The sequence below is a fragment of the Sphingobacterium sp. genome, assembly GCF_032065005.1.
Taxonomy (GTDB): Bacteria; Bacteroidota; Bacteroidia; order Sphingobacteriales; family Sphingobacteriaceae; genus Sphingobacterium.
This window is the reverse complement of record NZ_DAMBMM010000004.1, coordinates 315,174-330,250: the sequence shown is the minus strand read 5'-3', so window position 1 is coordinate 330,250 and position 15,077 is coordinate 315,174. Positions and strand designations below refer to the sequence as shown.

General features: G+C 41.4%; 15 protein-coding genes. 10 read left to right on the top strand and 5 right to left on the bottom strand.

The features are described 5' to 3' along the window. Positions 1-71: 71 nt before the first annotated feature. From RT138_RS08815 to RT138_RS08800, 4 genes are all read right to left on the bottom strand, one after another. On the bottom strand, positions 72-1,853 hold the full coding sequence (locus tag RT138_RS08815; protein WP_313190370.1) for a hypothetical protein: 1,782 nt from the start codon (positions 1,851-1,853) through the stop codon (positions 72-74). 231 nt (positions 1,854-2,084) lie between these two features. Then, entirely contained in the window at positions 2,085-2,927 is an 843-nt protein-coding gene (gene purU, locus RT138_RS08810) for a formyltetrahydrofolate deformylase (protein ID WP_313190369.1), read from the bottom strand. 54 nt (positions 2,928-2,981) lie between these two features. After that, complete coding sequence (locus tag RT138_RS08805; protein WP_313190368.1) at positions 2,982-4,877, bottom strand: DNA topoisomerase IV subunit B; 1,896 nt, start codon at positions 4,875-4,877, stop codon at positions 2,982-2,984. 558 nt (positions 4,878-5,435) lie between these two features. Continuing rightward, positions 5,436-5,942: a phosphoheptose isomerase gene (locus RT138_RS08800; RefSeq protein ID WP_313190367.1), complete on the bottom strand. Its 507-nt coding sequence runs from the start codon at positions 5,940-5,942 to the stop codon at positions 5,436-5,438. Positions 5,943-6,051: 109 nt separating this feature from the next. On the opposite strand from RT138_RS08800, the gene RT138_RS08795 reads away from it, so the two are divergent. From RT138_RS08795 to RT138_RS08785, 3 genes are all read left to right on the top strand, one after another. After that, positions 6,052-8,256, top strand: coding sequence for a helix-turn-helix domain-containing protein (locus RT138_RS08795; RefSeq protein ID WP_313190366.1), 2,205 nt, complete (start codon positions 6,052-6,054; stop codon positions 8,254-8,256). Positions 8,257-8,388: 132 nt separating this feature from the next. Next, positions 8,389-9,003, top strand: coding sequence for a hypothetical protein (locus RT138_RS08790; RefSeq protein ID WP_313190365.1), 615 nt, complete (start codon positions 8,389-8,391; stop codon positions 9,001-9,003). Positions 9,004-9,398: 395 nt separating this feature from the next. Next, positions 9,399-9,791: a hypothetical protein gene (locus RT138_RS08785; protein ID WP_313190364.1), complete on the top strand. Its 393-nt coding sequence runs from the start codon at positions 9,399-9,401 to the stop codon at positions 9,789-9,791. 37 nt (positions 9,792-9,828) lie between these two features. Here RT138_RS08785 and RT138_RS08780 read toward each other — a convergent pair whose 3' ends face one another. Next, a complete protein-coding gene (locus tag RT138_RS08780; protein WP_313190363.1) occupies positions 9,829-10,062 on the bottom strand; it encodes a hypothetical protein in 234 nt (77 codons plus the stop codon). Positions 10,063-10,208: 146 nt separating this feature from the next. Here RT138_RS08780 and RT138_RS08775 point away from each other — a divergent pair, with 146 nt between their 5' ends. The 7 genes from RT138_RS08775 (at position 10,209) to atpA (ending at position 15,054) form a co-directional block, all read left to right on the top strand. Next, positions 10,209-10,436 (top strand): AtpZ/AtpI family protein, encoded by a 228-nt coding sequence (locus tag RT138_RS08775; RefSeq protein WP_236736511.1) that lies wholly within the window; start codon positions 10,209-10,211, stop codon positions 10,434-10,436. Beyond that, a complete protein-coding gene (locus RT138_RS08770) occupies positions 10,429-10,833 on the top strand; it encodes a hypothetical protein (protein ID WP_313190362.1) in 405 nt (134 codons plus the stop codon). The genes RT138_RS08775 and RT138_RS08770 overlap by 8 nt, the downstream gene beginning before the upstream one ends. 89 nt (positions 10,834-10,922) lie before the next feature. Then, positions 10,923-12,008 (top strand): F0F1 ATP synthase subunit A, encoded by a 1,086-nt coding sequence (gene atpB, locus RT138_RS08765; protein ID WP_185210887.1) that lies wholly within the window; start codon positions 10,923-10,925, stop codon positions 12,006-12,008. A 38-nt stretch (positions 12,009-12,046) separates the two neighbouring features. Then, positions 12,047-12,238 (top strand): ATP synthase F0 subunit C, encoded by a 192-nt coding sequence (atpE, locus tag RT138_RS08760; protein WP_093098685.1) that lies wholly within the window; start codon positions 12,047-12,049, stop codon positions 12,236-12,238. Positions 12,239-12,347: 109 nt separating this feature from the next. Further along, positions 12,348-12,848, top strand: a complete 501-nt coding sequence (locus RT138_RS08755; protein WP_185210885.1) for a F0F1 ATP synthase subunit B — start codon at positions 12,348-12,350, stop codon at positions 12,846-12,848. A 27-nt stretch (positions 12,849-12,875) separates the two neighbouring features. Beyond that, positions 12,876-13,421: an ATP synthase F1 subunit delta gene (gene atpH / locus RT138_RS08750; protein ID WP_185210883.1), complete on the top strand. Its 546-nt coding sequence runs from the start codon at positions 12,876-12,878 to the stop codon at positions 13,419-13,421. A gap of 58 nt (positions 13,422-13,479) precedes the next feature. Next, a complete protein-coding gene (gene atpA, locus RT138_RS08745) occupies positions 13,480-15,054 on the top strand; it encodes a F0F1 ATP synthase subunit alpha (protein WP_254526333.1) in 1,575 nt (524 codons plus the stop codon). Positions 15,055-15,077: the final 23 nt, after the last annotated feature.

The window sequence follows — 15,077 nt, the reverse complement described above, 5'->3', positions numbered from 1 at the left end:
GGTTCAAACAAAAAAAAGAGGTTGCCATGCTCGGCAACCTCTTTCGTTCTTCATAGGTAGGTTTCTTATTATTACACATTTAAGGGGCTAAGTTGGGACTCAAGTCTGTTCAACTGTTCATAAAATGCAGTTTTGGATTCTCCAAAGGCTGAGTTTACTTTCGATTGAAGGGAACGGTAATAGCTGATACCATCCAAGAGTTGAGTATGGAATTTCTGGATGTACTTTTTCTTCTTCACATCCAGGTTTGACAGGTTTTCATTGATATATCCTGCCAAGTGTTTAACATATAGGTCGAGTTCGTTGATAAAGAAAGATGGTCTATTCACACCATTTAAGACATTGACACGTCCATAAATATGGTCAACCATTTCCTTTAGGCTATAAACTTTATTGAAATATGCGGTGTTCGGCCCAGGGCAGATGGCAACAGCATCCCTTTCCCTAGGTTTGAGGATACCATATTTCAAATATGCTGGTGTTGCCAAGCCTTCACATAGGCATTGTTTTTCAACGATCTTGTTGTAAGCCAATTGATAACTGGCTTCATCGAGTTCCTGTTGCTTTAGTTCATTGATCTTGTTCAATTGATAGACCCTGGAAGCAGTACAAACTGGTTCAGTACTATTGCTCGTATCTGAAACCAAGTATTTCTTGGTGCAAGGGAATCCGGGTTTGCCCTGTTCAATCCTTTTCAGACGGCTCTGCTCTGCAGTGCTCTTCCTGAAGTTATTGAATGGAACCCCTAATGGAGAAGCTTGGGAAATGTAGAAATCATCCGCTGTAGCTGTTGCTAGGTTATTGAGGGTTTCCTCATCTACCGTTGTAGCTTCCGGAACCAGCAGGAAGGGCGAACCCCAACCTACAGCATCCATGTTATAATAATCCAATAAGAAAGAATGCTCCTGCGAAGTTCCCACACCTCCTTGGACGGAAAACTTGATTGCAGGAGCGTTTTCACTATTTAGACCTAATTCTTGAAGGGCACTTTGGTAGAGCGGGAATATTTCCGCAATCAGTGCTTCCTTATTGTTCTTAAATTCTTCGAGAATCGGGCCTAAAAGAAATCCGTCGGTGGCAAACGCATGACCGCCACAGTTTAAGCCCGATTCAATCCGGTATTCGGAAATCCAAATACCTCTTTTTGCCAAATACTTGGCTTGGATAAGTGCCGACCTATAGTCTGACACCTTCAGAGTGATCTTCTTCTTGAAATTTCCATCGGCATCTGGAAAGAAGGTACCCAACTCTGATAGGTACGCATATAACCTTGGATTCATCCCTGCGGAAAGGACCAATGAGGACTGCAATTTACTCATCGCAAAACCTCGTACCGCCGCTGATGCATCCGAAAATACTTCCGGCAACTCATTGCCATCGGCATCTCTATTGATCTTGTCCACTTTAGACATGATGTTCACGTCGATTTCCCCTGGAAGCATGGCCTCGCGGATATCATTGGCAACCAAATGCTTTTCGTAGCCATGCTTCAATGATTTCCAGAGCGCATATTTTGCCTTGCTCGGATGTGCCTCCGGAAGCAACTCAAAATAACGCTGGGCATCCTTATCTTCCTTCCAGTCCACACGTTTCAAACGCTCCACCTGTTCAGAAACCAAATCCTGAACTAAATCCAAATATTTACTAATACGTGTTGCACGGTAATCAGCATGCTTCTTGCTGATTGCCTCGTAGGCCAGCTCATACTTCTTCGAATAATACTCACGCATCCGCTCAATCAACTCATCATCCACGATCGAAATAACCGAAGAAATACCAAATTGAGCAACTTTAATCGGCGTATCAATCGAAAATGCAAGGCCTAAAACAGGAATATGAAATGAATGCGTCATGTATATCTTTTACTGTCCGCAAATAACAAAACAATCCCCATACAAAAAGTAACAGGTGATAAAAGGAAAATGTGATGTTGGTCACTTTGAATAGATATGAGATGTGAGCTTTGTGATTTGAGATAGGAAAATGTCAAATTAATTGGAAAACAGAAGCAGCTTTACAATTTTATATCCAAAATTGGCTGGATAATGTATAGGTCTCATATCTCCCATCTCATATCTCAGATCTTATTTAAAAACAATCGTCCTATTTCCGTGCAGCATTACTCGGTCTTCGGAGAGGAGCTGGATGGCGCGGCTCAGGACGGCTTTTTCGATTTCAGATCCTGCGGTGCGCATACCGCTGACGTCGTAGCTGTGGTCGACGGACTTGGTGTTCTGGACGATGATCGGTCCTTCATCAAGGTCGTCGGTCACGAAGTGGGCCGTAGCGCCAATGATCTTCACGCCGCGATCATGCGCCTGCTTATAGGGATTCGCTCCGATAAAGGCTGGCAAGAAGGAATGGTGAATGTTGATGAGTTTTCCTTTAAACTGGGAAACAAAACTAGGGGAGAGGATACGCATGAATTTCGCCAAGACAATATAGTCCGCTTGATAACTTGAAACTACTTCGGCCAGTTCATCTTCAAACTGCTCCTTGCTCTTATGCTCATGGCTGATATAATGGAAAGGGAGGTTAAACTTTTCCGTGAATTCTTGCAGGTTGTCATAATTCCCAACCACGGCAAGGACTTCAGCTTGGAAGGTTCCAAAATAATTGCGGACCAAGATATCTGCCAAACAGTGATGCTCTTTGGTAACCAGGATCACCAAGCGCTTCCTTTGGTCAGGGTTGATCATGACTTGGCTGTTGGCCGGCAGTCTGTTTGTTAAAGCCTGCTGTAGGACTTCCTTGTGGTATAGTTCGCCAGCGCATACTACCCGAACAAAGAACTTCTTGTTGGCTTCATCAACAAACTCGCGCATGCTCACGATGTTCAGCTCCTGTTCAGCCAAAACATTGGAAATGATGGCGACAAGGCCAACTGCATCCGTACACTGGATGAGAATTAAGGTTTGCGTATTCATGTTGGTTAGGTTGAAAAAGGGGAGAAGTAAGACCTCTCCCCCAAAAATATTTTATTAAACGGCTTCCTGAACAGACTCTATTGCAGCCTCTTCAACGCCATCTTTTGTGGTCACCAAGTCGTCCTCGGTATCCAACTCAACGCGTAAGTTGTTGACGATATGAACTTGACGGTCCGGGGTGTTTTTACCCATATAATATTCCAGCAACTGTGGAAGCTTATTGTCTTTTGATAAGATTACTGGCTCTAAACGGATATTTTCTCCGATGAACATACCAAATTCCGAAGGCGAGATCTCTCCCAATCCTTTGAATCGGGTAATCTCCGGTTTGGAACCCAATTTTTTGATGGCATTCACGCGCTCTTCGTCGGAGTAGCAGTAGATCGTTTCCTTTTTATTACGAACCCTAAATAATGGGGTTTGAAGGATGGACACATGTCCTGCTTTTACCAATTCAGGGAAGAACTGCAGGAAGAAGGTCATTAACAGAAGGCGGATGTGCATACCATCCACATCGGCATCCGTTGCGATCACGATGTTGTTATAGCGAAGGCCTTCGATCCCATCCTCAATGTTCAGGGCATGCTGCAATAAGTTGAATTCTTCATTTTCGTAAACGATCTTTTTGGTCAGGCCATAAGAATTTAATGGCTTACCTTTAAGACTGAATACCGCTTGTGTATATACATCCCTGGATTTGGTGATCGATCCCGATGCAGAATCTCCCTCTGTAATAAATAAGGTAGTTTCCAAGTTACGCTCATGCTTGTCACTAAAGTGAACCTTGCAGTCCCTTAATTTTCTATTGTGCAGGGAAGCTTTTTTAGCGCGTTCATTGGCCAGTTTCTTGATTCCAGCAATATCCTTACGCTCGCGCTCCGATTGCATGATTCGCTTTTGCAGAGCATCTGCAGTTGCCGGATTCTTGTGCAGATAATCATCTAATGCCTTCTTGACAAAGTCATTGATGAAGGTACGCACGGTCGGACCTTCAGGACCGACGCTTTGGGAACCTAGCTTGGTTTTGGTCTGCGATTCGAATACAGGTTCCTGTACCTTGATGGCAATCGCTCCAATGATGGATGCACGCACATCAGAAGCATCGAATTCCTTTTTGTAGAACTCGCGGATCGTTTTTACGACCGCCTCACGATAGGCTGCTTGATGCGTACCACCCTGAGTGGTATGTTGCCCGTTGACAAAAGAATAGTATTCTTCACCATATTGCTGACCGTGGGTCATGGCGATCTCGATATCATCCCCTTTCAGGTGAATGATCGGATATCGCATGCCTTCGGTATCTACATTGCGCTCCAATAAGTCTTTTAGGCCATTCTCAGAGATGAAACGCTGCCCGTTGAAGTTAATGGTCAGTCCAGAATTTAGGAAAACATAATTCCAGATCATGTTCTCCACAAATTCCAATCTATATTTATAGTTACGGAAAATGCTGTCATCAGGATAGAAGGTCACTGATGTACCGTTGCGCTGGGTAGTATCCTTTTGTTCGTCAGAAATCAGTTCCCCTTTGCTGAATTGCGCAATACGCGTTACGTTCTGTCTATATGATTGTACGGAAAACTGATTGGACAGGGCATTCACCGCTTTGGTACCCACACCGTTCAGACCTACCGATTTTTGGAAGGCTTTACTGTCGTACTTACCGCCCGTATTGATTTTGGAAACAACGTCTACCACCGATCCAATTGGAATACCACGACCATAGTCACGTACCGTTACCCTGTTTTCATTCACGGTGATATCGATGATCTTTCCGGCTCCCATCACAAACTCGTCAATCGAGTTGTCCACTACCTCTTTCAATAGCACATAGATACCATCATCATAGGCCGATCCATCTCCCAACTTACCAATATACATCCCCGGTCTTAGTCGGATATGCTCCTTCCAATCTAGGGACCGTATGCTATCTTCGTTATATGTACTCATAATGTTTTTCGATATGCTTGAACCATCGCAAAAATATAAAAAAGTTAATCGACTTTTGCACAACACTTTTGCACATTTAATTCAGCAATAGAATTGCACATCACAAAACCAGGAATATTCTTGTCAATTGATAGGTCTAAAATGGAATTTTGACTGCTTTGTCAATTAGAGTTTTCCACATCTAATGGCTGAATAATTGTTATTTCACGTGAAAAAGTTGTTTTAAGTTCTTGATTCGTAGGTTATTGTGTTGATAAAACTATCCTATTTGGATTTTTTTCAACATCATCTTGTTGCTTTCTGGAGCTTCTATTGCCTAGGTTTGCCCTGGTTTTTTTTAGAAATGAAAGGAGGTCTTATTCGAGACATATTCGAGAATGGTTCGGACTTAGACTTAATGTTGTTCCACGCAGGTTGCAAAAATTCGGAATGTGTCTCGAACAAGGTCGGAAAGAAACTTATGGAGGTAAAGAGGATAGATTAATTTCTTCAAGAAGGCTTTCAAACGAAAAGGGAGATTTTCATGAAAATCTCCCTTTTGTATATGTTAAGGTTTCCTTAGACCCCTCTTCCGAAGTCATCTTGAACTCTTACGATATCATCTTCATCGGATGGATTGGCAGAGTCGGTATGTTGCCAGATTTCAGCAACAACTCCATAGGAACCCAATCCCACGAGACGATGTCTTTCACCTTGGGAAAGGCGGATGGAATCCCCTTCTTTTAAGATCTTTAGTTCATGCTCCTCATCAGTAGGGCTGGTTACTACACCAACTTCTCCACGGATGACACGCCAAATTTCAGCTCTACGGTGGTGATATTGCCATGATAAACGTTTGTTAGGGCCTACAATCAAAACTTTTGGGCTTAATTTACCAGATATTCTCAGGTCTTGAACATTTAGGCCTTCAAAATAAGCGTCGGCAAATTCCTGTGCCTGATCTTCGTTGATCACAAAAAATCCACCCCAAGGTCTATTCTGATCTTCGCTTTCAATCTTGAATCCCTTATTGGTCAATTTATTTGAAATCTCTTGAAATAATTCGCTTTTATCTATATATGTCATGGTTACGATGTTTACTTATGTGAAGATAATATAACTTTTGTATTAATACAAGCCATAAATCAGTCTATCGATTGATTTACCTTATATTTGCAAAATAAGAAATTTCCTCATGTCACAAGCATTCGATACACAAAATGATATTTTTTCCAAGGCCGTCGCGTTCGTTAACCAGACCCAGCAACCCATATTTCTAACAGGGAAAGCAGGGACTGGAAAGACCACTTTTTTGAAGTTCATCCGAGAGAATAGCTACAAGAAAATGGCCATCACTGCGCCGACAGGTGTGGCTGCGATGAATGCCGGCGGGACAACGCTTCATGCCCTGTTCTGGCTGCCATTCGGTGTGTTTATCGAAGATTACCCCTTGCAATGGGGAGATTCAGACCAATTTATTTACAACAAGCACAGGTTGTTTAGCACGATTAAATTAACCAAGAACCGTCGTGCCATCCTGCAAGAATTGGAACTGTTGGTAATTGATGAAGTTTCCATGGTCCGCGCGGATACCTTGGATGCCATTGATGTCATCTTGAAAAGTGTACGTCGAGATATGCGCCCATTTGGAGGCGTTCAGGTCCTATTTATTGGTGACCTATACCAATTGCCGCCTGTGGTCCAAGATCGCGAATGGCAGGTCCTTCGGGATTATTATTCCAGTGTGTTTTTCTTTGATGCCAAGGTTTTCAAGCAGCAGCCACCGGTACTGATTGAACTTCAGAAAATCTATAGACAGCAGGATGATGCTTTCATCAATATCTTGAATAAAATCAGGAATAATGAGACCACAAATGCTGATCTCGATGAATTGAATACCCATTACAAACCGGATTTTATCGCCCCAGAAGGAGAACAATATATTACCTTGACTTCGCATAATAGGCTCGCGGACCAGATCAACCAAGAGAAGCTGGAAAGCTTGGACAGCAAGCTGCATCAGATCAAATCCATTATCAAGGATGAATTTCAGAATGGGCTGTTTCCAGCAGAGGAGACTTTGAGCCTGAGGGTCGGTGCCCAGGTAATGTTTATCAAGAATGATGTGGGAGAAGAACGCCGTTATTTTAATGGAAAGATCGGTACGGTCAAGGATATCCAGGTTGAAAAGCATAAGATCATTGTTTCCTTCCCGAATGGAGAGGAGGATGTGGAAGTCAAGCGAGAAACTTGGGAGAATATCCGCTATTCCTATAATAAAGGGGACGATAAGATCGAGGAGGAGGTATTAGGTACCTTTTCGCAATTTCCTTTGCGCTTAGCATGGGCAATTACCATCCATAAGAGCCAGGGTCTGACTTTTGAAAAGGCCATCATTGATGCAGGGACTTCCTTTGCTGCTGGACAGGTCTATGTAGCCTTGAGTAGGTTGACTGGACTGGAAGGTTTGGTGTTGCGTTCCAGGGTTCCATCCTATGCCATCCGTACGGATTATCAGGTAGTCAGCTTTATGAAACAGATGGAGGCCATCACCGATTTAGAACCGATCCTACAGGAGTCCCAAAAACGATATCTCGGTCAGATCTTATTGCAGAGTTTCCGCTGGAACAGTATGTGTGAAGAAATGGAATCCCTGATCTTGGAGCAAGAAGGGAAGAAAATTGAAGGTAAAGAAGAGGCCGTTGAATTCCTGAAGGATATGCTGGCAAAATTAAAAGCGCAGGAAGTGGTGGCGAACAAGTTTATCACCCAACTGTACAAAATGCTGGGCCAGGTAGACCTTGACTATGAAAAGATTTGCGAGCGATCTAAAGCTGCGGTCAGCTGGTTTATTCCCACGTTCGATAAGGAATGCCTAGAGCCGATGGAGAAGCATATTGAGCAATGGCAGGTTAAGAAAAGGACCAAGAAATATATTTCTACCCTAAAGAGTATTTTGTTGGATTTCAAGAGAAAACATGAGCAGCTCAAACATAGCCTGACCATTGCCGAAGCCCTAAATAAGTCCTCGGATGAACTGACAGAGGAGCTGTTGCAATGGAACAAGCCTAAGGAAGATCTGGCGAAGGAAGTGGAGGAAAAGGAGAAGGATACCAAACAGATTTCACTGGATATGTTTATGGATGGGATGGATATTGAAGAGATTGCTACGAAACGCGATATGGTGGTAGGAACCATCTATGGTCATCTGATCAATTTTATTGGTTCCGATATTGAAGCATCGGATCTGATTCCGGATGCCGAGCTGCAAAACATTGTCCAAGTCATCAAGTCGCATCCTGATGCTTCAGCAACCGAGCTAAGGACCTTGATGGACATGAAAGTTGATTACCCGCAGATCAGGATTGCCCAGAAATATATGGAAGTAGCGGGGAAGTAAGGTTGAAGCAGTTGGTTAAACTCGATTTGTTAATAATTCTTAAAGTTTAAGTTGATTTCGTTCTGTTTATTGCTAATTGATTAAATTCAATAAAAATTAGCGTAACTAGAAACGGTTATTAATCTTAATGAAATGAATATGAGAGTTTTTACGGGTTTGTTTTTTCTTTTGCTATTCCTGACTTCCTGTAGAGCCATTGTTTACAAAGCGGCTGGAATAAAGGAAATTAAGGAGTTTGATCAAGAGAAATATGAAAAGTTTGCTGCTGAACTGACAGGGCCATACCAAGGAACGAAATATTCCTTTGCAGTGCCTGATTCGGGAATGCAGAACTATGTGCTGCTGTACACGGATACTTTTAAGAACAATGCTTCCCAGCCGATTCAATTACTCTATTTTAAGGATCAAAAACTAGTTTCATTTCATGCCAATTGTTACGCTCCTGGTAAAAATTTAAGGACGCTGAATTGGCGTTTTGATGGGCGGTTTGATAAATATATCCCGAAGACGGCTGTGGATATATCAAGCGAGCATATTACATTAGCCGCTTTACTGAAGAATTTCAACCTCGATGAAAAGTTGGTTAATGAGCCAGAGGTCATTGTAGTTTTATGGTCTAGGTTGTTGGATAAGCGGGTAACCGATCTCAATGAAGTGGTCATTGAAAACCTTTTGGCCCATAATAAAGGGGAATTTCCTCCTATAATTTATCTGAATACCGACCAGTTTTTTATTTCCCAGAACTAGTGTTTATGATTTGAATTCCGGTGTCACGCTGAGGATTAAAAAATTGGATAAAATTTTTCGGAAACTGATAGCAGGATGTTGACAATATCATTTTGTTAATAGTTTTTGTGTCATTCTGCCGGAGGAAGAATCTCGGAAAAATGCAAACATCCTAAATTAAAAAAATCATTTTTTGCAGGGCTGTACAGTTCCTTAACCGAAGGTTAGGGATGACAATATCTTCAATACAAGAACCGTACAGATTCCTCACTGATCGTTCAGAATCAAATTGCACTAAAGAGTGATTCAGAATCGATGCGAAGAATCTTTTTTTTATTTTTTGAGGTGGTTGGCATTGTGAATCGTAAGATGAACAAACTATTTTTCATCTTTTTTTAACCTATAAAGAGGGATTTTTGAAAAATATTTCACCCACGCTGTGGGTTGGCCGGTACAAACATCCAAATTCTACAAATATTTCAACCCTTCTAGGGGTTCACGATGCAAACATAAATCCTTCCGAAGGAAGCCCATTAGCCCCCCCGGCTCATTTCCAGTGGCGGAGAGATGGAAAGAATGCCGATGCCCTGTGCGATGGGATTGGCCTTGGGATGCTTTCAAAAAATTCTCCATCAAAAGGGAGAATTTTGAAGGAAGATATCCCCGACATCAAGGCATTCTTTTCATGTGTGGAGGGTCATGCGAAAAGCCACCTTAAATGGGCCGAAGCGGTTTGGTTACTTTTCCGCGAAAAAGTAACGAAGAGAATGATAGAAAACATTTCGCTTCCGATGGAGTTTGAGTGGTGATTAAAACACAATAGAATTTGAAAATCGAGGTATTTATTTAATCCGAAGTTGATAATAATTTAGGTTTGTATGGGGCGGGCGTATTCGATACGCCCCAACCGTATTGTAGACTTTCCAGCGACATCTGATCATAATCTTGGTCCATCCTCGCATCCCTGGTTGGCGAGCGGCATCTCGACTTCGCTCGATAACCGTCGAGCCAAATCCTGGTTCTTTCCCTCGGTCTTGGTCCATCCTCCCATCCCCTTAATCCTGGTTCAAACCATAACATCCTTGACAATTTCCAGCAAACAGCCTGGAATACCCGTTAATTGATCATTTTGAAGTCAAATAACAGCTTTTTTACAAAAAATCGACACAAAAGGTTTAGCCTAATGAGATTTAATTATCTTTGTTAGCTAACCCTACTACAAGAGTTTGAAGGATAGCAAGTCAAATAAGAAGGTCAACAAATGGTTGGTATTTACCTCCATGCCATTTCAAATGGGGGTGACCATCTATGTGTTTTACTGGTTAGGGACTTGGCTGGACGAAAAATACGCAGTAGAAGGGGAGTGGTGGATGAAAGGATTGACGATGTTTGGCGTCGGACTTTCCTTATATCAATTTATTAAACAAGTAAATTATATCAATAGAAATGAATAGATACCTGCTCTTATTATTAGTTCTGCTTGGCGTCACGGGTGTATGTTTCGGAATACATTACGCCGTTTTGAAGATGAACCATCAGGACCATTGGTGGATAGGATCGGGCTATAGTTTGGAAGGCATGTATGCTTTTGGGGCAATTGCTTCCATTGTCATGGTCATCATTTTATTGCTCATCGATTATACGATGCCGGTACAGGTCGGCTTTGCATTTTTGGTCGGCATGACCCTGAAAGCGGTGGGCAGTTATGTGTTCATTCATGAGGGGATAAATCTACTCGAGAATGATTTTATTGAGCTTAATTTTCTGGTCGTATTTTTTGTTTATTTGATGTATGATGCCTTCGCGGCCTATTATATTGTAAATCAACAAGAAACGGTTAATAAAAACTAATTTTTTAAAAAGTTTAAACAATTCTGAATTTATGCCAAATAAAATTGTAATTTTGCGCAAAATTTGTCATAATTCAACATTATTTTAAAATGGTGAGTCTTAAAAAAGTACTTTTATTATTTGCAGTAATTTTGTTTACTGTTAATCCATTCCGCTCAGTTGCTGAAGAAGGGCATACACATGGTGAAACTTCTAGTTCTGAGGAAATTAACGCTCATATTCAACACCACTTAAAGGATGATTACTATTTCAATTTCTTTACTGATTCTAAAACAGGAAAGAATTATGGCTTCCCTTTACCAGTTATCTTGATTGATGGTGGTCTGAAGGTTTTTTCTTCCGGTGAGTTCGAGCATGGCGATAAAGTAGTAGAAAAAGACGGTCAATTTTACAAATTGTACCATGGCAAAATCTACAAGACAGATGCTGCAGGTACGATTACTTACGATGACAAACATCACCCAACAAATGCAAAGCCTTGGGACTTCTCGATTACCAAGAATGTTTTAGGTTTGATGTTGGCTGCTTTATTGTTGTTCATTGGATTTACAAGTTTAGCTAAAACATATAAAAACGGTTCAAACGTGGTTCCTAAAGGAATTGGACGTGCATTGGAGCCATTGGTTCTATACGTGAGAGATGAGATGGCGATCCCTAACATTGGACATCGTTACAAAGAATTCATGCCATATTTGTTGTCTGTATTCTTCTTGATCTTTTTATTGAACTTATTAGGGCTTACTCCACTTGGGGTAAACGTAACTGGAAATATCTCTGTTACATTGTGTTTAGCCTTGTTTACATTTTTCATTACGAATTTCAAAGCAAACAAAGATTACTGGAAGCATATTTTCTGGATGCCAGGAGTACCGGTTCCATTCAAATTTGTTCTAGCGCCAATCGAAGTGTTAGGTTTGTTTACTAAGCCTTTCTCCTTGATGGTTCGTTTGTTTGCAAACATTACGGCTGGTCACACCGTTGTAATGGGTCTGATTGCTGTTGTGTATTTGTTGCAACATCAGTTGACCGTTGTAGGTTCAGTGAGTGTATCCTTAATTCTAACGTTGTTATTATTCTTCTTGGAATTATTGGTAGCATTCTTACAAGCGTTTATCTTTACGATGTTGTCATCCCTATTTATCGGTATGGCAGTGGAAGAGCATTCGCATCATTAATTCGAATTTTTTGTTAAATTTTTAAATATAAAATTGTTATGATTCCAAATTTAGTAGGAGCAGGTTTGATCGTTATCGGAGCTGGTTTAGGTTTAGGTAAAATCGGTGGTTCAGCAATGGAAGCTATCGCTCGTCAACCAGAAGCAGCATCTAAAATTCAAACAGCGATGATCATCATCGGTGCCTTATTGGAAGGTTTAGCATTCGGTGCTCTTCTATTAGGTAAATAAGCTAAGCTTATTACAAAAGACAATGAACACATCTTGCAACGGTTGGTTGCAAGTTGTGTTTATCAAAAAGACAAAAAATTTAAATTCAAAAATATAATAACGTAAATAAATGGACGCTTTAATTCATGATTTTTCATTCGGGTTATTTTTCTGGCAATTGATCATCCTTTTGATCGTCATCTTTTTGTTAGGGAAATATGCTTGGAAACCGATTGTAAATGCTCTAGAGGAACGCGAAAAAGGCATTACCGATGCTTTGGCTTCCGCAGAGAAGGCTAAATTGGAAATGGCACGTTTGACCAATGAGAACGAGAATTTGTTAAAAAAGGCTCGTGAAGAGCGTGATGTTATCTTGAAAGAAGCAAAAGTATTGAAAGATAAGATCGTTGCAGAGGCAAAGGATGCAGCTCAAGTTGAAGGTGGTAAATTGATCGAACAAGCTAAACGCGAGATTGAAGACCAAAAATTAAAAGCTTTAGCTGAGGTTAAGAACCAAGTTTCTACCTTATCTTTAGAGATTGCACGCAAAGTATTAACGAAAGAATTCGAGGACCAAGGAAAGCAAGAAGCTTTAGTAGCTGACTTGATGAAAGATGTTAAATTAAACTAATTGGTTAACGAATTTAAAAATTAGCGTATGTCAGTTTTCAAAGTAGCTTCAAGATATGCCAAGTCATTAATCGACTTGTCGGTAGAGCAGGAGAGTCTGGACGCGGTTAAGGCGGATATCGAAGGAGTTATTGCCATAATCAAATCTAACACGGAATTGCAAGCAGTTTTAAATAATCCGATCATTAAGACGGATAAGAAACTGGCGATCTTGAAGGCTTTATTTCAAGGTAAAATCAGACCGGAGATATTGGAGTTCTTCAATATCATGGTTAGAAAAGGCCGTGCAGAATTAGTTTATGCGACAGCCTTAGAGTTTGTACGTGAATACAACGAGGTTAAAGGTATCGTTCATGCAGAAGTTGTTTCGGCAAGTCCTTTATCGGAGGCCAACCTACAGGCATTAAAGGAGCAGATTGCTGCCCAGATCAATGCCGAGGTGATCTTAGCTAACAAAGTAGACAAATCATTGATCGGTGGCTTTGTGGTGAAGGTTGGAGACAAGCAGATTGATGCAAGTATTCAAGGCAAGCTAAATAAATTAGAGAGACATTTCGAGAACCAAGGCGTTTAGTCCGGTGTTCGAGAACAAGATATAATAGAATCAAAAACCCCTTATACGAATTACAACAATGATAGAGGTAAGACCAGATGAAGTTTCGGCAATTCTAAGAGAGCAATTGTCAGGCTTTAAGTCAGCAGCCGATTTAGAAGAAGTGGGTACCGTATTGCAAGTAGGTGACGGTATTGCGCGTATTTACGGCTTAACAAAAGTTCAATCAGGAGAGTTGGTTGAGTTTGCGAATGGACTACAAGGTATTGTGATGAACTTAGAAGAAGACAACGTAGGTGTTGTACTTTTAGGTCCATCGGATGAAATTAAAGAAGGTGATACTATCAAACGTACTAACCGTATCGCATCTATTAAAGTAGGTGAAGGTATGTTAGGCCGTGTGGTAAATACATTAGGTCAGCCTATCGATGGTAAAGGCCCAATTACTGGAGAGACTTTCGAAATGCCAATCGAGCGTAAAGCTCCTGGGGTTATCTACCGTCAACCAGTAACTGAACCATTACAGACTGGTCTTAAAGCGATCGACGCCATGATCCCTATCGGACGTGGACAGCGTGAGCTTGTAATTGGTGACCGTCAAACTGGTAAGACTGCCGTTTGTATCGACACCATTTTGAATCAAAAAGAATTTTACGAAGCTGGTCAACCAGTATTCTGTATATATGTAGCGGTAGGACAAAAGAACTCTACAGTAGCGAACATCGTTCGTACATTAGAGGAAAAAGGTGCTATGCCGTACACAGTGATCGTATCTGCATCAGCTGCGGATCCTGCTCCAATGCAGTTTTACGCGCCAATGGCGGGTGCTGCTATCGGTGAGTACTTCCGTGATACAGGTCGTCCGGCATTGATCGTTTATGATGACTTGTCTAAACAAGCGGTTGCTTACCGTGAGGTGTCATTATTATTGAAACGTCCTCCAGGCCGTGAGGCATATCCAGGAGACGTATTCTACCTTCACTCTCGTTTATTAGAGCGTGCTGCGAAGATCAATAGTTCTGATGAGATCGCGCGTAACATGAACGACCTTCCTGCGTCATTGAAAGACAAAGTAAAAGGTGGTGGTTCATTAACAGCCCTTCCGATCATTGAAACTCAAGCGGGTGACGTATCTGCATACATCCCTACCAACGTAATTTCCATCACTGATGGTCAGATCTTCTTGGAGTCGAACTTGTTCAACGCAGGTATCCGTCCAGCGATCAACGTAGGTATCTCGGTATCACGTGTAGGTGGTAATGCGCAGATCAAATCAATGAAGAAAGTTGCTGGTACCTTGAAATTAGACCAGGCTCAGTACCGTGAATTGGAAGCTTTCGCGAAATTCGGTTCTGACTTAGATGCAGCTACAAAAGCGGTATTGGACAAAGGTATCCGTAACGTGGAAATCTTGAAACAAGGTCAGTATTCACCAGTTTCAGTAGAGAAACAAGTTGCTATTATCTACGCAGGTACAAAAGGTTTATTACGTAACGTTCCTGTAAACAAAGTGAGAGAATTCGAAGAAGAGTTCTTGACACAACTAGAGCAACGTCATCCAGAAGTATTGTCAGCACTTAAAGCTGGTAAGTTCTCTGATGAATTAACTGATGTATTAGAAAAAGTAGCTAAGGAATTAGCTTCGAAATATTAAAAGGATTTGAGATTGGAGATATG